Here is an 18,619-nt window from a genome sequence, read left to right as displayed (position 1 = left end):
GGCCTGCGTTCAAGGATAGGAGATCTGAGCCTTGGAGCGCAGTTCCTCGACATACTTCTTGTCGTTCGGATCTTCGCCGGTCTTTTCGGCCTTGCCGAGATCTTCGGCGCGGAACACGACTTCGGCGGCAACGTCATCGGAGACCTGACGCTGGTTGCAGATCGCCAGGAACTCGACACCCTTTTCGGTGATGCGCGGTTCGGTCGTGCCACCGGATGCCTTCTCGATCAGCGGCTTCCAGTCGGCCGGCAGTTCCGGCAGCATGATGCGGCCGAGCGGCTTTACGGAAACGTCGAGCATGGTGGCGGCAAAGGTTTTTGCCTGATCGCAGCCCGGGAATTTCGAACGGGAAGCCTTGGCTTCGGCCATGCGCTTGTTGAGGATCGACTTGCGCTTTGCTTCCGGCACCACGAAGATGATCTGCTGCAGGAAATATTCCGTGGTCACCGGCTTCTGGCCGCCCTCGGCCATGCGTTTGACCAGTTCCTCATTGGACATGCGGCCGCTTCTGCCGCCGGAAAAACGGGCATTGACCACACGCGGCCAGCTCATCTGCACGGCGATATAGGCCTTGAAGTGCTCAACGCCGACGCCGGCCTGATTGAGAACCTGTCCCATCTGCTGCGGCGTCATCTTGTTGCTTGCTGCGAAACGCGCAAACGAACGGTCGACGTCATCCATGCTGACGGACATTTTCACGCGCGCCACTTCCTCGCGCTTCAACGTGTCATCGATCATCTGCTCGCGGGCAAGCTTGCGCAGGTCGCCCTTGGCGCGCTGCAGGCGCAGGAAAGCCGCGCGGCGCGCAACGTCGTTGGATGTGATCGGAATCTTATTGACGACGGCTGCAATCTCGCTTGCCGCCTTAGCGGTTGTCATTGCCGGCTCGATCACGACCGAAGCCGACAAAACCGCCAATGCCGCCATTGTTACCCGCAAAGCTCGACCCGCGACCATCATGCCATCCCTTTCACGCTCACGCGGGCCACCGGCCCGGCAGCGACCCAATATCACAATAGCCATGCGATTGTACAATGCATGCGGCGAAACAATGACGTTGCGCCGCACGATTGTGTGTCTTCTCGATCAATCGGTGTCGTTGAGGTCCGTCGAGCCGATCTGGATATCGCCGAGCGTCCTGAAGGTCAGGCGCGCGGTAACGGCCCAGTCACTTGCCGTCGTGCTGTTCGGCTCGTCCTTGTAGGCGACCGTGAAGATCGTGCATTCATCGGCATAGGTGAAGCCAAGCGCACGGCGGATGATTTCCTCATCCTTGAGGTCCCAGGTCGCGGTGCCGGCCACAGACCAGTTCTCGTTGATCTTGAGGCTGCCTGCCGACTGCAGATATTCGCCACTGTTCACCGAGCCATATTCAGGCTGCGGTGCGATCTGGGTGTAGATCATGCTGGCCGAAAAACGCGGCTGCGAATAGCTGACCGATGCATCCGTGCGCTCGACATCGAAGTTCTTGTTGTCGAAGCGGCCCTGTGCGGCAAGGGTGAAGCCCTGCGGTGTGTCGATCGCGGCCATGGCGAGATAGTCGGACGTGTCGGTTTCGAGGCCCGAATAGGCGCCGGCATTGACCAGATCGGCGCTGGCATAGGAGTTTTCTCCCGCCAGATGGTAGGACTGGCCAAAAACACCGCGCAGGCCAATGCCGTTGTCGAACGAACCGGTATAACGGATGCCGACATTGGCGCGGGTGCCGCCCTCGATCCGGTCGTAACCGGAGAACTTGTCGCGCTCGAACAGGTTGCTGGCGTCGAAGACCATGCTTTGCGCATCTTCGTTCGGAAGGCCGCCGGCCTTCTGTTCGTCTGGGCGCAGGAACAGCTGCGCGATCGGCTCGATCACATGGCTGCTATTGGCCGTCGTCATCAGGATCGGATAGCGGGCTTCAAGGCCGAGCGTGGCCATGTAGCGCGATGCCGAGCTGGTTTCGTCGAAATTGCCCGCGTAATCTATTCCGCCCGGATTGGCGAGGTCATAATAAGTCGGAGAAGATGCCGTATGGCGTCCGATATCGCCGCGGAGTGCTGCCAACGGTGTCAGAAGCAGGCCACCATCGGTGGTGAAGGTGCGCTTCCATTCCGCTTCGGTGGTGAAGCGGCTGTAGCTGCCTTCAAGACCGCGGAAACGCGGCATGGTGTTGCCGGCATCCAGCCAATAGTCACTGCTGCGCCGCGAAATGTTGGTCAGGTTCATGTTGACCGACAATTCGCCGCCGAACACCGGCTCAGGCGCGATGTATTGGTAATCGAGAGACGGATAGACAATCGCTTGCCGGCGCTCGGTAAAGGAGTCGTCGCGCAGGTCCTGAATGTCGAAATAGTAGGCGCTCAGGTCGAAGTAATTGCGCTCGCCAAGGCCGCGCAGATAGACTTCATTGGTGAAGACGTCGTCGTTGACCTCCTCGAGATCATAGGTGTTCGAGAAGTTGTTGTCCGACTGCAGCATGGCCTTCCAGCCAAACGTCCAGCGCGGATTGATCTCGAACTCGCCCTTGCTGGCGATCATGAAACGTTCATCGTTGTTGCGGTCAGCCGTGTTGGCGTCGAATGCGCCGGAATCCTTCTGGTCGATCCAGCCGAATCGCAGGATATGCGAACCCGTCTCGAAACGGTTGCGCACTTCACCCTGAACCAGCAGGCCCTGACGTGAATGATAGGTCGGGCTGAGCGTCGCGTCCATGCTCGGTGAGAAGACATGGTAGTAGGGCACGGTCAAACCGAAGCCGAGCTTGTCGTCCATGCTCATGCGCGGAAACAGGAAGCCCGATTTGCGCTCGACCGTATGATCCGGCACCTCGATGAAGGGCAGGAAGCCGATCGGCATGCCGAACAGTTCGAAGCGGGCGTTTTCCAGGCGGATCGTCTTCTTCTGGCCGTTCTGGATGACGCGCTGCGCCTTGACCTGCCAGAGCGGCGCCTTGCCGGGCTTGGCAACGCAGGGCAGACAGGCGGTATAGACGCCGTTGTGCAGCACCATCAGGTCGCCGGGCAGGCGCTCGGCGCTTTCGCCGGCCATGCGGGTGTTGTCCGGGGTCTCGACGCGAAGCGCGTTGACAAAACCCTGGCCAAAATCGTCGGTCACATCCAGCTGTTCGGCATAGACGCGGTTGCCATCGGGATCGATCAGCTCGATATCGCCGTTCGCCATGACGCGACCGGTTGCCTGATCGTATTCGACACGCTGCGCAACCATGCGATAGCGGTTGTAATAAATCTGTACGCCGCCAACGGCGGTCACCCTTTGAGCGTCCTTGTTATAGGTAAGCTCGTTCGACCGCAGCAGCATCTTTGCGCCGTCGGCAGCCTCGGGGGCGAGGGAAGGGGTCTGCGCATGTGAAATAGTCGGGGGAGCAATGGCGATTGCGCACACGGCCACGCCTGTCAGCAGGGCCATGCAAAGCCGTCTGATATTCCCGCGGTCTGTTACCGCCACTAGCCATCCTCCTGATGAAGCAGAATTGTTGCCCCCAACGCCATGGCCACGATGACTGGAATCCAGACAGCGACGAAGGGAGGGACCACCCCGCTGCTACCGAACGCCTTCACGAGTACCGTGACGACATAAAGCACGAAGCCGCAAACTATGCCACCGAGAATCACCGAGCGCGACTGCGCCATACGGCTAAATTTCAGTGAAACGGTAGCGGCGATCAATGTCATTGCCACCAGAAGCAGCGGCAGTGACAGCAGGGAGTGAAATTGCGTTTCGAGACCCTTGGTTGAAATCCCGAAGGAGCGCGCCACCTCGATCTTGTCCGAAAGATCAAAGAAAGCAACGTTTTCGGGCTTCTCAAGGCTCTCCTGAAGAAATTCCTGTTTGATATTGGTACGAACCTGCGCCGTTGCCAGACGGGCGGGCGGCGCATCGGAGCGGGTTTCTAGCACATCGTTAAGAAGCCAGTAACCATTTTCCAACTTCGCCGTCGCCGCATCCTGTCTCAGGATGACGCGGGCGTCCTTGTCGAAATGAAACAGAACGACATCGACCATGGTCAATGTATCCTTCTGGAAGCTCTTTGCGCCGAGGATCGTGTCCTCGTTGTCGCTGATCTGGCGGATCCAGGGCAGGAAGTTCGAGGCACGGCTCTGGCCACCGGCTTCGCGCCAAGTTGATTCGAGCGACGTGGATTGTTTGAGCCCCCAGGCGGAAAGCGGGCTGATGACGCCAATCGTAAAGACGCCGAGCAGGAAGGCGCCTGCTGCGAAGGGCATCGCGAACTGCCAGACGGAAAGTCCGGCGGCCCGTGTCACCACCAGTTCGGAGCGGCGGTTCAGCGCGATCAGCGTCGTCATGCCGATGAACAGCGACAGGGTGGGGATCGTCTGCTGCAGGATCGACGGGACCCGCATCGCGGTAATGCCGAGCGCGCCGTATATCGTGTAGCTCGCCAGCGCCGACATGCGGCGGTTGGTCTCGCTGAAGTCGGCCAGGAAGATGATCGCCGAAACGCCGAGGAAGAACCACATGGCAGTGATTACATAGCGCTTGAAGAAATAACGACCGAGTGTGGAGAACAACATCATGCGCCTCCGGTTTTCGAGCGCATGGCAAGTATGCGCTGTTGCACCTGGCCATAGGCTTTGCCGATGGCATTGCTCCACGAGGTCGGCAGTTTCATCTGTCGCTGGCTGATCAGCAGGTATATCGCCACAAGGCCGGGTACGACCGGGGGCGCATAGATCATGATCATGTACTGATCGGTGTTCTTTGCCAGATTGGTCAGCGAGAAGCCGAGCCAGCGCATGGTGAAGGCAATGATCAGCGCCAGCACCATCGGATGCAGTCTGGCGCGACGGTGTGAACGTGCGCCGCCGACGATGACAAGGGCAATCAGCGCGTAGGAGATCGGATAGATCCAGTCCGAAAAACGACGATGCAGTTCGGCGTGGAAGCTGCCGGCGGCATCGCGGTAATATTTGTCGGTCGGATCGGGGTTCAACAGAAAGCCGATGCTGCGGTCCGCGGCATAGACCGGCGCGCGTCCGGTCGATTCGGCCATGGAGGACAGGTCGAACGCGTAGGACAGGAACTTGATGACCGAGACACGGCCATCGGGCGTCTTGCGATGGACCTCGCCATTGCGCATGGTCAGGGTCGTGCCAGCCTCGTCGATCGAGCCTTCACGTGCATAATAGATCATCTCGAAAGCCGGGTCGCGATAATCGACCATGAACAGGCCCAGCAGGATGCGGCCGGAATGGCGCTCCGAGATCTGGACGTAGAGATCCTTTTCGATGCTGCGAAACGTCTTTTCCTCGATGACCGAACCCAGAAGGTCGGCATAGGCTTCCGCCACCATTTCACGCGCTTTGACGCGGGCAGGCGGCTCGACGAAGGTCGTCGTCACGAAAGAGACGAGGGCGGTCATGGCCGCCAGCAGCAGAACCGGCTTGTAAAGCACGCTGCGCGGGGAGCCGGCGGCATCGATGACGGCCAGTTCCGAATCGTTGTTCATCGCGTTCAGCGTCTGGGTGATGCCGATCACCAGCGCAAACGGCATGACAACGGGAATGATTGTCGGCAGGATAAAGGAGGCAAGCGTGGCAAACGAGCCCATCGACTGGCCGGTATCGGTCACAAGATTGATTCGTCCCAGCACCTGGATCGTCCAGATGATCGCCAGGATCGGCAGCAGCGTGGCCAGAAACATCTGGAACGTACGCCGCAATATATATGACTCGATAAGCTTCATGCCGACCTGATGATGACTCGATACGCCTGTCGACGCCGCCAAGCTCTACGAGATTAAAGCGCTCATGGCGACAGTTCGCCGTTCACAAAATTGTCGAAGGCCCACGTTTTTTTTCGGTCTGTGTCATTTCGAAATACAGGGTTACTCCGGCATAGACCACCGCGGCAGACAGAAAGCCCAGCAGGGAATCGGAAAGGTAGTGTCCGCCGAAGGAAACCCGCAGAACCGGCGAGATCAATGTCACGAGAAGGAGAGGCGGGGCCACCAATGGCCGATAGCGGGCCGGCACCAGAACGATCAGGCAGGCGACCCAGCCGGCGCCGGCAGCCTCACCTGAAATGAACGAGCAGTTGTTGTAACAGGCCCCGTCGAAAGAGCCGGCTGCCGCGAACAGTTTGTCGCCGCCGAACATGTCTGTTTCATAGGGGCGGGGGCGCCCCGAAAGCGATTTCAGGATCAGGTTGACGAGCACATAGGGTCCGGCAATCAGTGCTGTCAGTGCGATCCCGCAGTTCCGTGTGCGCATTGCACAATAGGTTGCCCCGTGCTGTTGAAGATTCCTGACCAGCACGACGATCAGCACGATGGCGAAGGCGACCGGCAGATAGAAAAGAACGCGGCGCAGGATCTGCAGCGCAAAATCTGCCGAGCGTGCGAATTCGCCGCAAACCCGCCCCGGCAATTCTCCGGGCACACAGGCTGACTGGACGAAAAACATGTCGGAGACGGCAATGTCGATCTGGGGAAACGCATGAAAGACTGCCAGAAGGCACAGCCAGATGGTGGCAAGGATCAGGAACCAGCCACGGGCGCCGGTCATCCATGGGTTCGTTGAGCTGGCTTGCACAGAAAGTGCGGCCGCCCATCGCTTCACCTGTGCCTGCTCCATATGTCCCCGATCAAACGTTATATATGGCTGCTTGTATTTACCTTAACTGCTAGTTGGGGTTGATGACAATATTGAGACGTTATGCGACGCGCAGGTTCAATTGCGGCGTGACGATCTTGCATCACCGGTCTAAAAGGCCATCATCACGCCGATCAAGGTCGACCAATAGATTTGTATCCCCAGACATTACGTACCGGAGAAACCATGTTCGCCAAATATCAGATATCGTTCGCAAAAGCCGCTCGTGCGGAAGGTGGCCTCGCCGTGCTTCTGAAGCTTGCGGGCGATCAGCCGCCGGCAGGTGCGGCGCAAGCCGATCCGGCCGGTGTTTTCGACAAGGCGGCCAATGTTGCCGAATTCAGCGGTCGGTCGATGAACGTGCTCGACATGATCGCGCCGCATGGCTCGCCTTTCGACAGGGTTGCCGTGGTCGGCCTCGGCAAACAGGCGTCGTTGAGCGCGCATGACTGGCTGCGTGCCGGCGGCATCGTTGGCGCCGCCGCAAAGGCCGCCGCCAAGGTTGCCGTTTACGTGGACGCCCCGGGCATTGCCATGGATGGCGAGAAGGCTGCCAATGTGGCGCTCGGCATGCTTTTGCGCGCCTACAGTTTCGACAGTTACAAGACGAAGAAGAAGGACGAGGACGAAAAGGTCGTCAAGACGGTGACGGTCACCATCGTCACCGCCGATCCGTCTGCCGCCAAGGCTGCCTTCGTTGCCGCACAGGCGGTTGCCGATGGCGTCAATCTGGCGCGCGAACTCGTCAACCTGCCGCCGAACGTGCTCGGCCCGGTGGAGTTCGCCGCAAAAGCCAAAGAGCTAGAAAAGCTCGGCGTCGAGGTGGACATCCTCACCGAGAAGGAAATGAAGAAGCTCGGCATGGGCGCGCTGCTCGGCGTGGCGCAGGGTTCGGTCAAGCCGCCGCGCATTGCCGTCATGCACTGGAAGGGGGGCAAGGCCAAGGAACAGCCGATCGCTTTCGTCGGCAAGGGTGTCACCTTCGATACCGGCGGCATTTCGATCAAGCCGGGCGCCAGCATGGAAGACATGAAGGGCGACATGGGCGGTGCCGCTGCCGTGACCGGCCTGATGCACACGCTTGCCGCCCGCAAGGCCAAGGTCAACGCCATCGGCATCATCGGCCTTGTCGAAAACATGCCTGACGGTAATGCCCAGCGTCCGGGTGATATTGTCACCTCAATGTCGGGCCAGACGATCGAGATCATCAACACCGATGCCGAAGGCCGTCTCGTTCTGTGCGATGCGCTCTGGTATGCCAAGGAAACCTACAAGCCGCGCTTCATGATCAATCTGGCGACGCTGACCGGTGCTATCCTCGTGGCGCTCGGCAACCTGCATGCCGGCCTGTTTTCCAACAATGACGAACTGGCCGGCCAGTTGCTCGCTGCCGGCGAGGAATCCCAGGAAAAGCTGTGGCGCATGCCGCTGTCGAAGGATTACGACAAGATCATCGACTCGCGTTTCGCCGACATGAAGAACAGTGGCGGCCGCCACGCCGGTTCGATCACCGCCGCCCAGTTCCTGCAGCGCTTTGTCGGCGATACGCCCTGGGCGCATCTCGATATCGCCGGCACCGCCATGGGCTCGCCATCGAGCGAGATCAACCAGTCCTGGGGTTCGGGTTACGGCGTGCGTCTGCTAGACCAGCTCGTCCGGGCAAACTTCGAAGCCTGATTCCATGACTGATGTCCTGTTCTACCACCTGACCGACTCGAAGCTGGAAGAGGCCTTGCCGTCGCTTCTGGAAAAGAGCGTCGAGCGCGGCTGGAAAGTGGTGGTGCAGACCAGAGCCGAAGCGCGTCGGGATTTTCTCGACGCGCATCTATGGACCTTTCGCGATGACAGCTTTCTGCCGCACGGAACGGATGCGGGCGAGATGGCCGATGCCCAGCCGGTGCTGATCACCGCGGAAGACGGCAATGCCAACGGCGCCACCGTGCGTTTCATCGTTGATGGCGCAGAGCCGCCGCCGCTTGAGCCATACGAGCGGGTCGTCTTCATGTTCGACGGTTATGACACCGAGCAACTGGATGGTGCTCGTGCCCAGTGGAAACAGTTGAAGGGCGCCGGACATGCGCTGACCTATTGGCAGCAGCAGGAAGGCCGCTGGGTCAAGAAGGCTTGATCGTCAGGAACGATCGCTGTCCGCATCCCGCTCCAGAGCCGCCGACAACATCGGTCCACGCGATCCGCCATACCGTAGCGTCACCACCTTGTAGCCCTCGGCTTTCAACTGCGTCAGCAGTGCCGGAAGCATGGCGCCGGTACGGTTATGGATGTCGTGCATCAGGATGATGCCGCGGCCATGGCGATGCAGTTCGGACATGGTGCGGGTGGCGACGGCTGCCGGTGAAACACCAAAATAATCTTTCGAATCGATCTGCACGTCGAGCACGACCATGCGGTTCTGGGCGACCCAATGGCGCAGCGTGCCGCTATCGGAAAGATAAGGGAAGCGGAAGAAATTGGTGTCCGTGCGGGTAGCCAGGCGCACGGCATCGCGGCCGCGGTTGATTTCCGCGATCGCTTCATCGACGGCGAGTTTGCGCAGATCCGCATGACGGAACGTGTGGCTGCCGACCGTGTGACCGGCATCGACCACCTGACGGGCAATCTTCGGATAGGCCTTGGCCATTTCGCCAACCATCAGGAAGGTCGCCTTGACCTTGAAGTCATCGAGCGTGGCGAGGATGCGCTCGGTCTTTTTCGGCACCGGGCCATCGTCGAAGGTCAGCACGACTTCCTTGTTGCGCAGCTTGAGATCGGCCAGTGAGTTGACGGTCAGCGTGCGGCCGCTCAAGCCACCCGGATTGTTCATCCGGCCCCAGGCGGCCGGCGTCAGTGCCACGGGAGAGTTGGCGTCATCCTTGGCCTGCAATGGTCCGGTCGCATTTCCGGCCGCAAACGCCGTCTTCAGCGATCCGCCTTCCGATGGTGGCTTGCCGGCGCAGGAGGACAAAAGGCAGGCAAAGGCGGTGGCGGCACACAGGACGCGTACGGACATGAAAACTTCTCGACGACGGATGACACGGGAATCAGTGTGCCGTCATCTTTCGTCGATCATGGTTAATGGGTGGTTACCGATTGCATGCCTGAGGTTGAGATCAGGCGGCACCCAAATCCGTCAGCGAAAAATCGTTGCCGACGTAAAGGAGGGGAAGATCGGAAGATTTGGCGCCGGCATAGGAGAAGCAGTCGCCGAAATTGAGCTTTGCCGGATGGCGGCCCTTGCCATAGCGGGCGAAGGCGTCGATAGCGAGCGAGGCGGTTTTGTCTGTGATCGAAATGACCGCAACATTGAAGTCATTCAGGAAATCGCGAACGACCTCTTCGGCTTCCGCAATCGCAACATTCCGTTTGTTTGCCAGCACCACCGTTGCTTCGTAAATGACAGTCGGCAGTGTCGATCGGTGTGTCGCAGTATTCTTGAGACGATCGACAAGATTTTCCGCCAAGGGTCCAGCGATCAGGGCTTCGATGATCGCGGATGTGTCGATGAACATCAGATCTCCCACATCTCGTCGAGAAATGCCTTGTCATCGAAGTCCGGATTGGGTGTGCCCATTGCCTTGACACGATCTTGCAGAGCCTTCATCCGCTCTTCCAGCGTTTTTTCTTGGCGCGGGTTTTCCGATGTCGGAACGGTTTCCGCCTCATCCCCGACCACACGCTCCAGCGCCTGGCGCACTGCGTCCGTCTTGGTTTCAGCCTTCAGGATTTTCTGCGCCTGCTTGGCCAGCGCATCGAGTTCGGGGTCGGTGATATGAAGGGCCATGTCAGCACCTCGTGAAGAGACACGTTCAAGATAGTGTATCTCCACGAGGCGAACAACTGCAGGGTAGGATTCTCAGCCCTTCTTGATCGTCTCGCGCAAAAAGCTTTGGCCGAGCGCCTGTCTCGTTGCCATTTCGGTGCTGTCGCCGGCACCACCATGGCCGCCTGAACCGAATTCGCGGAAGAACGGGTGATGCCCCGCCTCGATCAGACGATTGGCGAAACGGCGGGCATGCGAAGGATGCACGCGGTCGTCATTGCTCGAGCTTTCGATATAGACCGGCGGATAGCTGATCTCGCCGGCAGGTTTGACCTGATGCAGCGGCGAATAGGTCAGCATCGCCTCCAGCTCTTCGGGCACATCCGGATTGCCGTATTCGTCCATCCACGCTTTGCCTGAGGGGAAGAGGTGGAAACGCGACATGTCGATCACCGGCACCGAAGTCCAGACCGCACCGAAATCTTCCGGGTAACGCGTCAGCATGACCGAGGTCAAAAGCCCGCCATTGCTGCCGCCATTGCAGGCGATGCGTGACGGTTTTGAATAACCGCGCTTCACCAGATCACGCGCCACGGCGACAAAATCCTCGAACGCCTTGTGGCGACCCTTGCCCTTGGCCACCTTGTGCCAGTCCGGCCCCAGTTCGCCGCCGCCGCGGATATAGGCCTGCACGAAGCCGCCACCCTCTGAAAGCCAAAGCCCGTAAGCGCCGGAATAGACCGGCGACAGCGACACTTCGAAGCCGCCATAGGCATACATCAGCACGGGCAACTCACCCTTCGTCCAGTTTTTCGGAAGCACGATGTGGTAAGGTACTTTCGTGCCGTCCTCGGAAATCGCTTCCAGCAGTTCGGACTGCATGCCGTCTGCATCGAAAAAGGCCGGGGAAGAGCCGATCGGCACCAATTGCGGCTCGGCCGCATGATCGGTCAGATCCAGACGATAGGCGGTGGAAGGCAGGAGAAAGCCCTGGCCGATGACGGTGAGGATTTCCTCGCCCAGCGTCAGGTCGGCATCCAGCAGGCGGTAACCGATGCTCTGCAAACCTTCCGGCAGCGGCAGTTCCTTCGGTTCGGCATCCGCCTTGGTGAGGTCGAGGAGATAGAGTTTCGGCAGCATACGGTCGCTGACCACGAACACGGCCCAGCTCTTCAGCACGGAAAACTGCGAGACCGACTGCCCGTCCTTCGGCGAAAACAGCACGCGCGCCTTTCCGAGCGGTTCAGGCCCGAAAGGCGAAAATTCCTGCAGGATCAGGCTGCCGGTCGGATAACGCTCGTCGGTTTTTGCCCGCCAGATGGCGTGGGTATGGTTGAGATCGGCATCGATCTCGGTCGGCAGGTCGAGACGGCGCAGATTGCCGTCTGCATCGCGTACTTCCATGCCGATCTTGCCGATGTCGAGAATACGCGAATAGATTTCGATGGCACGCTCATCCGGCTTGCCGCCCCAGAAGGCCGGATCGATGAAACCGACCATGCCGGTAATATCATCCTTGCTGGCTTCGAAAAGAACCGGCGCATCCTTCGGAGCGACACCGCGCTTCAGGCTGCGAGCAACCCTCGGCCAGCCGGAACGGGTGGCGGAATTTTCGTTGATGGAACCGAAATAGGCGATCTCATCAGGGGAAATCCAGCTGGCATGGGCGCGCGTCGCCGGTGTGTCGAAACCACCCTCGACGAAGGTTTTGGCTTCCGTATCGAATTCCACAAGCCGCACCTGATCCGAACCGCCATCGGACAGGATCAGCAGAACACGGGCCGGGTCATAAGGCGAGGTGACAGCGCCGGAATAGATCCAGCGTTTGCCTTCCCTGGCGCAGCAGGCATCGAAATCGAGCACGGTTTCCCAGGCTGCTTCCGGCTTCGGTTCCTGACCCACGGCCAAGCGCCGCCAAAGGCCGAGTGGATTGTCCTTGGAGCGATGGAAATCGAACAGCCACTTGCCGCGTCGTGTCGGCACGATCAGTCTGTCCTCGCGCTCGATCATCGCTTTGAGCGCATCACGATCCTTCTCGAATTCGGGCGTCCTGAATTTTCCGTCGAATTGTTCGTTGCGGTCGGCAACGAAGGCGAGCGTCTTCGGGTCGTTGTCGTTTTCGAGATACAGATCCATGAAAGGTCTCCTCTGGTGTGAGACCCTTACCTAGGCATGTGGGGGAGGTGGGGCAACCCTCACCATCGTCATGCTCGGGCTCGTCCCGGGCATCTGCTGCGGCTCATTTCTGGCGCCGCGAATATGGCATTTCGAACGGGCGGATCAGCCCGCCATCGCCTCTTCATATTCGGAGGAAAGCATCAGCCACTCTTCTTCGGCGGCGGACAGCTTGGCTGCCGCCTCTCCACGTTCCTTGGCCTTTGCCGCGGCCTTGGCGGGCGCCTTTTCGTAAAGCGCCGGGTCCGCAAGTTCTTTATCAAGACCCGCAATCAGCTTCTCAAGCTTGCCCGTCAACGCTTCGATTTCATTGATTTTTTTCTTGAGTGGCGCGAATGATGCGCGCTTTTCGGCATTCGCCTTGCGTTGATCGGCCTTGTTGACCTGCTCGTCGGCGGCCGCCTGCGGCTTGTCATCCTTCTTGCGGCTCGAGGCGACGATCAGGTCGCGGTATTCCTCAAGATCGCCCTCGAACGGCTTCACCGTGCCTTCGTTGACCAGCCAGAGCCGATCCACCGTCGCCTCGATCAGGTGGCGATCGTGAGAGATCAGGATGACGGCGCCATCGTAATCGTTCAGTGCCTCGATCAGTGCGTGGCGGCTGTCGATATCCAGATGGTTGGTCGGCTCGTCCAATATCAGCAGGTTCGGCGCATGAAAGGCGGCAAGGCCCATCAGCAGGCGGGCTTTTTCACCACCCGACAGATCTTTTGCGGCTGTCGCCATCTTTTCGGTGGCTAGGCCCATCTGCGCCACGCGTGCACGCACTTTTGCTTCCGGCGCATCCGGCATCAGCCGGCGCACGTGATCGACAGGGGATTCGTTGGGGATCAGGTCGTCGAGCTGGTGCTGCGCGAAAAAGCCGATGGAAAGCGAAGGTGCCAGCTTCATCTCGCCGCCATCGATTTTCAGGCGACCAGAGATCAGTTTTGCGAAGGTGGATTTACCGTTGCCGTTGGAGCCGAGCAGGGCGATACGGTCGTCTGCATCGATGCGCAGGCTGATGTTTTTCAGGATCGGCTTGCCGGGTTCGTAACCAACGCCGCCCTTTGAAATCGCCACGATAGGCGAGGCCGGCTGCTTTTCCGGCTCCGGAAATGTGATTGGCTGCACATGATCCTCGACCACGGCGGACACCGTGCCCATACGCTCCAACGCCTTGATGCGGCTCTGCGCCTGCTTGGCCTTGGAAGCCTTGTAGCGAAAACGGTCGATATAACTCTGGATATGCTTTCTGGCGGCGTCGCTTTTCGCCTTCGCCTTCATCTGCAATTCGTCGTTTTCGGCCTTCTGGCGCTCGAACTGGTCGTAACCGCCGCGATAGAAGGTGAGCTTCTGCTGGTCGAGATGCACGATCGAATTGACGGCATTGTTGAGCATGTCGCGATCGTGGGAAATGACGATGACCGTGTGCGGATAACGCCGCACATAATCCTCCAGCCACATCGTGCCTTCGAGATCGAGATAGTTGGTCGGCTCGTCGAGCAGCAAGAGGTCCGGCTGGGCAAAAAGAACCGCCGCCAGCGCCACGCGCATGCGCCAGCCACCGGAAAAGGAAGAGGCAGGTCGCAGCTGCGCTTCGGCATTAAAACCGAGACCGGCCAAAATGCTGGCGGCACGCGCTTCCGCCGAATGCGCGTCGATATCGACAAGCCGCATCTGGATTTCGGCAATGCGGTTCGGATCGGTCGCCGTTTCGGCTTCGTCGAGAAGCGCAGTGCGCTCCTTGTCGGCGGCCATGACGATGGTGATGAGCGAATCTTCCGTGCCCGGTGCTTCCTGCGCCACCTGACCGATGCGGGCATTTTTCGGGATCGAGACCGAGCCGCTTTCGGACGCCATGTCGCCGGTGATGATCTTGAACAGCGTCGATTTGCCGGCGCCATTGCGGCCGACAAGGCCTGCCTTCGTGCCCGCCGGAAGCGTCACGCTGGCATGGTCGAGGAGGAGGCGGCCGGCAATGCGGGCGGAAAGGTCTGATATCGTGATCATGGCGGCGGTTTTGGCTGAAACCGCCGGCCCTGACAAGACGTCATCTCAAAGTGATTTCAGCCGCGTGCCGTGCGTGCCACAGCCTTGCCGCCACCGATCACCACCGGCTGACGCGGATTGGCAAGCGCGCTGTCCAGCGCCACGGCGGCGCGGCTGCGCAATTCCTGCGGCGAATATGCGTCATCGGTCAGCGCGACACCGATCGACAATTCCATCGGCATGACCGCCGGCTTGTTGTCGTCGGAAATAAGCTGCAGCCCATTGATGATCGAATTGTTCAGCCGGTCGGCAATGGCGCCGACGCTTTCCTGGCCGACATTATCGAACAGGAAGGCGAATTCGCGCGGGCCGATGCGGGCAACAAAATCGTTCTTCTTGATGGTGTTGCGGAAGATCGAGGCGGATTTTTTCAGCACACGGTTGCCGACCGTGTCGTTCGGTACCTGGGTGATATCGAACAGACGGTTGAGCGATACGAGGAAGAGAGCCGTACGGCGTCCTTCGGCCGTTGCCGAATAAAGCCCTTCCAGACGTTCCGAAAGCGCGATGTGGTTCGGCAACGATGTCAGCCGGTCGCGCAGCGAGGCTTCGCGGGCCGAAGACGTTGCCTTCTCGCTGGCCGCCAGCTTTTCGGCGCTGCTCTTCAGTGCCGTCGTCAATTCGGTTTCGGCGGTCATCGCCTCGCTGATCGAACTCGTCAGATATTCGATCTCGGAAAGCACATCGGAAATCTTGCCACTGCTATCGCTGCGCAGGCTGCGGGCCACGGATTCCAGCGCGCGGGCAAAGGTCTGCTTTTGCGAAACGCCGCGCGCAACCTTTTCGGACAGGCCGGCGATCAGCTCGATGTCCTGTTTGCGGGTCACATTGGCGGAAAGGCCCATGAAAGAGGGCAGGCGGTGGCGAAGGCCGATCTCGTCGAGCTGAATCTGCGTCGGGCCGGGATTGAGGCCCATCACGTCGCGCGTCAGCGCAGCATCGCCGCCGGTGATCGCTTCGTGAAAAAGTTCATAATTCCGGGGCAGGCCGGTGATCTCCAGCCGTGCCATCTGCTGGCTCACCGCAAGCAATATCCTGTTTTTCGGTGCCGTCTTTGCTGCCTCTGCCGACATGCCAGTCTCTCGGTTCTTGTGTCCTTTTGCGTGTGAAGCCCATTAAAATGCACGAGTTTTAACATCTGCTGAAAAACATGATGATGAATTCGATTGAGGGTTAACAGTCGGTGGACTGCCGATCGGAAAATTCCCGCAAAGTTCGGAGGAATGGATGCCATGAAAAATCCTGACTGGATTTTTACCGCGTCCTGCGCTCCCTTTGCGATAGATCACGAAAGGGAACAGGCATGACCCGCATCCTTTACACACTGAGCGGCCGCGACCACGAAAGACCGTTTTCACCGCATGTCTGGAAAGTGGTGATGGCGCTTGCCCACAAGCGGCTGGATTTTGTCGAACGGCCGACGGCCTTCACGGCGATCCCGGCATTGGAAAACGGCTTTTCGAAAACCGTGCCGATCCTGCGCGATGGTGAGGTTCTGGTGGCCGACAGTTTCGAGATCGCGCTTTATCTGGAACAGGCCTATCCGGATGGTCCGACGCTGTTTGGCGGAGAAGGCGGCAAGGCGCTGTCACGCTTCGTCGAGCGTTTTTCGCAATCGACCATCCACCCGGCCGTCACGGCGATTGCCATCTCCGATATCCACGACATGTTGGCTGACGAAGACCAGCGTTATTTCCGCCGCAGTCGTGAAGCATTGCTCGGCCGGACGCTGGAGGAAATGCGCACCGGCCGCGAAGCCGCCATCGCCGCCTTTGCGCCAAAGCTCGAGCCGCTGCGGCAGATGCTGAGGTATCAGCCCTATCTCGGCGGCGAGGCGCCGTTGTTTGCCGATTACATCCTGTTCGGCGCGCTGCAATGGATGCGCATCACCGCCGGCGCCGATGTTTTTAAGCCCGGTGATGCGGTTTCGGACTGGTTCGAACGCTGCCTTGACCTTCATCAAGGGCTCGGTCGGCGTGTGACAGCTGCGTGAATTTGGCTCGGCTTTGATGATGAATGGCGCGAACCCCCTTGTTTCCGGCGCTTGGGGCGGGTAAACACCGCCCACTTTTCCGCAAAACAAAGGATAGAGACATGGCGATTGAACGCACCTTCTCGATGATCAAGCCGGACGCAACGAAGCGCAACCTGACCGGCGCCATCACCAAGGTATTCGAAGACAACGGCCTGCGCATCATCGCCTCCAAGCGCGTATGGATGTCGACCCGCGAAGCCGAAGGCTTTTACGCCGTTCACAAGGAACGCCCGTTCTTTGGCGAACTGGTTGAAGGCATGACCTCTGGCCCGACCATCGTTCAGGTTCTGGAAGGCGAAGGCGCCATCCTGAAGAACCGCGAAATCATGGGTGCGACCAACCCGGCAAACGCCGACGAAGGCACGATCCGCAAGCAGTTCGCCCTGTCGATCGGCGAAAACTCGGTTCACGGTTCGGACGCTCCGGAAACCGCAGCCCAGGAAATCGCCTACTGGTTCGCAGAAACCGAAATCGTCGGCTGATTGCCCGATCTGGTTTTGAACGAAACGAAAAAGCCCGGTTGAAGCCGGGCTTTTTTGCATCCTACTCCCACTTGTCCCGCGCGCTGTCATCGGCATCTTTTGCCGCCACCCAGTCCCGCGCCTTGCCGTCCTTGCCGTGTTCTTTTTTCCAGAAGGGCGCCGATGTCTTCAAAAAGTCCATGACGAAGTTGGCGCCGTCGAACGCCGCTTGCCGATGCGGCGAGGCGGCGATCACCAGCACGATGTTTTCACCGGGCGCGATCTTGCCGTAACGATGAACGGCGGTCAGGCCCATGAGGTCGAAACGTTTGATGGCAAGCTCGGCGATGCGGCGCATCTCGGCTTCCGCCATGCCCGGATAATGTTCAAGTTCCAGCGCCGACAGCGTGTTCTGCTCGCCACGGCAGAGTCCGACGAAGGAAACAACGGCACCGATATCGGTGCGGCCTGCTGTCAGCGCATCGATTTCGGTTTGCAGGTCGAAGTCGTCGGATTGGACGCGAATGTTGGGGGTAGGGGGTGTCATCGTCATCTCCCGTGGAATTGGGTCGGGTGTGCTCATGGCAGAATATGCCGCACCGTATCCCGGCCCTTCGCTTTGGCTCAGGGCGTTCGGCGCTGAAATCGATTCACTGGATCGATTTCTCCGGCTTTGCCGGACCGCGCCTCACCCACCCGTCATCGGCGGAAAGATGCCGATTTCGCGCGCGCCGGCAATCGGCTCGTCATGCTCGACATGTTCCTGATTGATGGCAACGCGGATGACGTCGGGATATTCCAGCGCGGCCGCATAACCGTCGCCAAGCGTCTTCAGGTAGGCCAGAAGATCACCGGCCGTCACCACATGCGCCGGCACATCCAGTTCCTCTTCCGGCTTGTCGATGCGTTCGCGCACCCAGGCGAAATAAACGAGCTTGACCATCACTCTTCCACGATATGTTTGAGCCCGGCACGGAAATAATCGTAACCGGTGTAGAAGGTCAGGATCGCCGCGATCCACAGAAGCGCAAGGCCGATTTCGGTGGTGAACGGCAGATAGGCTTCACCGGCCGGACCGGCCAGCAGGAAGGCGATAGAAAGCATCTGGATCGTCGTCTTCCACTTGGCGATCTTGGTGACCGGCACGGCCACTTTCAGTGCTGCCAGATATTCACGCAGGCCCGAGACAAGGATTTCGCGGCACAGGATGGTGATCGCCGCCCAGAGCGACCAGCCGGCAATCGTCTGATCGGCGGCCAGCAGCAGAAGCACGGCGGCGACCAGCAGTTTGTCGGCAATCGGGTCGAGCATGCGGCCGATATTCGAGGTCTGGTTCCAGATGCGGGCGAGATAACCGTCGAGATAGTCGGTGATCGAGGCGACGACGAAGATCCAGAAGCCTGCCCAGCGCGCGAAATCCGAGCTTTCCAGCTTTCCTTCGACGAAGAAACAGAGAACGATCAACGGCACGGCGATGATGCGCGCATAGGTCAGAAGATTGGGTATGCTGTATGCGCGCGATGCCATTTTTGACCTGTCCTGGGGTTTT

General features: G+C 59.5%; 18 protein-coding genes. 4 read left to right on the top strand and 14 right to left on the bottom strand.

Features of this window, described 5'->3' with window-relative positions:
• Positions 1–9: 9 nt before the first annotated feature.
• The 5 genes from J2T09_RS19110 to J2T09_RS19090 all read right to left on the bottom strand — a co-directional run bounded on the left by J2T09_RS19110 (position 10) and on the right by J2T09_RS19090 (position 6,524).
• Positions 10–960: a SurA N-terminal domain-containing protein gene (locus tag J2T09_RS19110; RefSeq protein WP_306837579.1), complete on the bottom strand. Its 951-nt coding sequence runs from the start codon at positions 958–960 to the stop codon at positions 10–12.
• Between the two features lie 126 nt (positions 961–1,086).
• Complete coding sequence (locus J2T09_RS19105; protein WP_306837578.1) at positions 1,087–3,444, bottom strand: LPS-assembly protein LptD; 2,358 nt, start codon at positions 3,442–3,444, stop codon at positions 1,087–1,089.
• Positions 3,444–4,532 carry an LPS export ABC transporter permease LptG gene (lptG, locus tag J2T09_RS19100; protein WP_306837577.1) on the bottom strand — a complete coding sequence of 363 codons (1,089 nt, stop codon included), beginning with the start codon at positions 4,530–4,532 and terminating at the stop codon, positions 3,444–3,446. The genes J2T09_RS19105 and lptG overlap by 1 nt, the downstream gene beginning before the upstream one ends.
• Positions 4,532–5,704, bottom strand: coding sequence for an LptF/LptG family permease (locus J2T09_RS19095; protein ID WP_306837576.1), 1,173 nt, complete (start codon positions 5,702–5,704; stop codon positions 4,532–4,534). Before J2T09_RS19095 ends, lptG begins: the two co-directional genes overlap by 1 nt.
• 82 nt (positions 5,705–5,786) lie before the next feature.
• Positions 5,787–6,524, bottom strand: a complete 738-nt coding sequence (locus J2T09_RS19090) for a phosphatase PAP2 family protein (RefSeq protein WP_306837575.1) — start codon at positions 6,522–6,524, stop codon at positions 5,787–5,789.
• 273 nt (positions 6,525–6,797) lie between these two features.
• Here J2T09_RS19090 and J2T09_RS19085 point away from each other — a divergent pair, with 273 nt between their 5' ends.
• On the top strand, positions 6,798–8,288 hold the full coding sequence (locus tag J2T09_RS19085) for a leucyl aminopeptidase (protein WP_306837574.1): 1,491 nt from the start codon (positions 6,798–6,800) through the stop codon (positions 8,286–8,288).
• A 4-nt stretch (positions 8,289–8,292) separates the two neighbouring features.
• Entirely contained in the window at positions 8,293–8,739 is a 447-nt protein-coding gene (locus J2T09_RS19080) for a DNA polymerase III subunit chi (protein ID WP_306837573.1), read from the top strand.
• Positions 8,740–8,742: 3 nt separating this feature from the next.
• Here J2T09_RS19080 and J2T09_RS19075 read toward each other — a convergent pair whose 3' ends face one another.
• The 6 genes from J2T09_RS19075 to J2T09_RS19050 all read right to left on the bottom strand — a co-directional run bounded on the left by J2T09_RS19075 (position 8,743) and on the right by J2T09_RS19050 (position 15,647).
• Positions 8,743–9,618, bottom strand: a complete 876-nt coding sequence (locus J2T09_RS19075; RefSeq protein ID WP_306837572.1) for a polysaccharide deacetylase family protein — start codon at positions 9,616–9,618, stop codon at positions 8,743–8,745.
• A gap of 100 nt (positions 9,619–9,718) precedes the next feature.
• On the bottom strand, positions 9,719–10,117 hold the full coding sequence (locus J2T09_RS19070; RefSeq protein ID WP_306837571.1) for a type II toxin-antitoxin system VapC family toxin: 399 nt from the start codon (positions 10,115–10,117) through the stop codon (positions 9,719–9,721).
• Positions 10,117–10,389 (bottom strand): type II toxin-antitoxin system VapB family antitoxin, encoded by a 273-nt coding sequence (locus tag J2T09_RS19065; protein WP_306837570.1) that lies wholly within the window; start codon positions 10,387–10,389, stop codon positions 10,117–10,119. The genes J2T09_RS19070 and J2T09_RS19065 overlap by 1 nt, the downstream gene beginning before the upstream one ends.
• 72 nt (positions 10,390–10,461) lie before the next feature.
• On the bottom strand, positions 10,462–12,504 hold the full coding sequence (locus tag J2T09_RS19060; protein WP_306837569.1) for a prolyl oligopeptidase family serine peptidase: 2,043 nt from the start codon (positions 12,502–12,504) through the stop codon (positions 10,462–10,464).
• A gap of 144 nt (positions 12,505–12,648) precedes the next feature.
• A complete protein-coding gene (locus J2T09_RS19055; protein WP_306837568.1) occupies positions 12,649–14,535 on the bottom strand; it encodes an ABC-F family ATP-binding cassette domain-containing protein in 1,887 nt (628 codons plus the stop codon).
• 56 nt (positions 14,536–14,591) lie between these two features.
• The gene (locus J2T09_RS19050; protein WP_306837567.1) at positions 14,592–15,647 is read right to left on the bottom strand and encodes a GGDEF domain-containing protein; all 1,056 of its coding nucleotides are present in this window, start codon (positions 15,645–15,647) and stop codon (positions 14,592–14,594) included.
• 230 nt (positions 15,648–15,877) lie between these two features.
• Between J2T09_RS19050 and J2T09_RS19045 the strand changes: the two genes are divergently transcribed.
• Both J2T09_RS19045 and ndk read left to right on the top strand, forming a co-directional pair.
• Positions 15,878–16,567 carry a glutathione S-transferase family protein gene (locus J2T09_RS19045; RefSeq protein WP_306837566.1) on the top strand — a complete coding sequence of 230 codons (690 nt, stop codon included), beginning with the start codon at positions 15,878–15,880 and terminating at the stop codon, positions 16,565–16,567.
• 101 nt (positions 16,568–16,668) lie between these two features.
• Positions 16,669–17,091 (top strand): nucleoside-diphosphate kinase, encoded by a 423-nt coding sequence (ndk, locus tag J2T09_RS19040; RefSeq protein ID WP_112728489.1) that lies wholly within the window; start codon positions 16,669–16,671, stop codon positions 17,089–17,091.
• 61 nt (positions 17,092–17,152) lie between these two features.
• On the opposite strand, the gene J2T09_RS19035 is transcribed toward ndk, so the two are convergent.
• From J2T09_RS19035 to pgsA, 3 genes are all read right to left on the bottom strand, one after another.
• Entirely contained in the window at positions 17,153–17,617 is a 465-nt protein-coding gene (locus J2T09_RS19035; RefSeq protein WP_373458520.1) for a molybdenum cofactor biosynthesis protein MoaE, read from the bottom strand.
• A gap of 141 nt (positions 17,618–17,758) precedes the next feature.
• Complete coding sequence (moaD, locus tag J2T09_RS19030; protein WP_306837565.1) at positions 17,759–18,013, bottom strand: molybdopterin converting factor subunit 1; 255 nt, start codon at positions 18,011–18,013, stop codon at positions 17,759–17,761.
• Positions 18,013–18,597: a CDP-diacylglycerol--glycerol-3-phosphate 3-phosphatidyltransferase gene (gene pgsA / locus J2T09_RS19025; RefSeq protein WP_306837564.1), complete on the bottom strand. Its 585-nt coding sequence runs from the start codon at positions 18,595–18,597 to the stop codon at positions 18,013–18,015. The genes moaD and pgsA overlap by 1 nt, the downstream gene beginning before the upstream one ends.
• Between the last annotated feature and the right edge of the window lie 22 nt (positions 18,598–18,619).

This window comes from Neorhizobium huautlense (assembly GCF_030811685.1).
Taxonomy (GTDB): domain Bacteria; phylum Pseudomonadota; class Alphaproteobacteria; order Rhizobiales; family Rhizobiaceae; genus Neorhizobium; species Neorhizobium huautlense_A.
This window is presented reverse-complemented; position numbering and strand designations above follow the sequence as displayed.

Excerpts from the sequence above, each read along its gene's own strand:
- J2T09_RS19110 (WP_306837579.1), bottom strand. The coding sequence starts at position 960 with ATGATGGTCGCGGGTCGAGCTTTGCGGGTAACAATGGCGGCATTGGCG.
- lptG (WP_306837577.1), bottom strand. The coding sequence starts at position 4,532 with ATGTTGTTCTCCACACTCGGTCGTTATTTCTTCAAGCGCTATGTAATC.
- J2T09_RS19095 (WP_306837576.1), bottom strand. The coding sequence starts at position 5,704 with ATGAAGCTTATCGAGTCATATATATTGCGGCGTACGTTCCAGATGTTT.
- J2T09_RS19090 (WP_306837575.1), bottom strand. The coding sequence starts at position 6,524 with ATGACCGGCGCCCGTGGCTGGTTCCTGATCCTTGCCACCATCTGGCTG.
- J2T09_RS19085 (WP_306837574.1), top strand. The coding sequence starts at position 6,798 with ATGTTCGCCAAATATCAGATATCGTTCGCAAAAGCCGCTCGTGCGGAA.
- J2T09_RS19080 (WP_306837573.1), top strand. The coding sequence starts at position 8,293 with ATGACTGATGTCCTGTTCTACCACCTGACCGACTCGAAGCTGGAAGAG.
- J2T09_RS19075 (WP_306837572.1), bottom strand. The coding sequence starts at position 9,618 with ATGTCCGTACGCGTCCTGTGTGCCGCCACCGCCTTTGCCTGCCTTTTG.
- J2T09_RS19070 (WP_306837571.1), bottom strand. The coding sequence starts at position 10,117 with ATGTTCATCGACACATCCGCGATCATCGAAGCCCTGATCGCTGGACCC.
- J2T09_RS19065 (WP_306837570.1), bottom strand. The coding sequence starts at position 10,389 with ATGGCCCTTCATATCACCGACCCCGAACTCGATGCGCTGGCCAAGCAG.
- J2T09_RS19060 (WP_306837569.1), bottom strand. The coding sequence starts at position 12,504 with ATGGATCTGTATCTCGAAAACGACAACGACCCGAAGACGCTCGCCTTC.
- J2T09_RS19055 (WP_306837568.1), bottom strand. The coding sequence starts at position 14,535 with ATGATCACGATATCAGACCTTTCCGCCCGCATTGCCGGCCGCCTCCTC.
- J2T09_RS19050 (WP_306837567.1), bottom strand. The coding sequence starts at position 15,647 with ATGTCGGCAGAGGCAGCAAAGACGGCACCGAAAAACAGGATATTGCTT.
- J2T09_RS19045 (WP_306837566.1), top strand. The coding sequence starts at position 15,878 with ATGACCCGCATCCTTTACACACTGAGCGGCCGCGACCACGAAAGACCG.
- ndk (WP_112728489.1), top strand. The coding sequence starts at position 16,669 with ATGGCGATTGAACGCACCTTCTCGATGATCAAGCCGGACGCAACGAAG.
- J2T09_RS19035 (WP_373458520.1), bottom strand. The coding sequence starts at position 17,617 with ATGACACCCCCTACCCCCAACATTCGCGTCCAATCCGACGACTTCGAC.
- moaD (WP_306837565.1), bottom strand. The coding sequence starts at position 18,013 with ATGGTCAAGCTCGTTTATTTCGCCTGGGTGCGCGAACGCATCGACAAG.
- pgsA (WP_306837564.1), bottom strand. The coding sequence starts at position 18,597 with ATGGCATCGCGCGCATACAGCATACCCAATCTTCTGACCTATGCGCGC.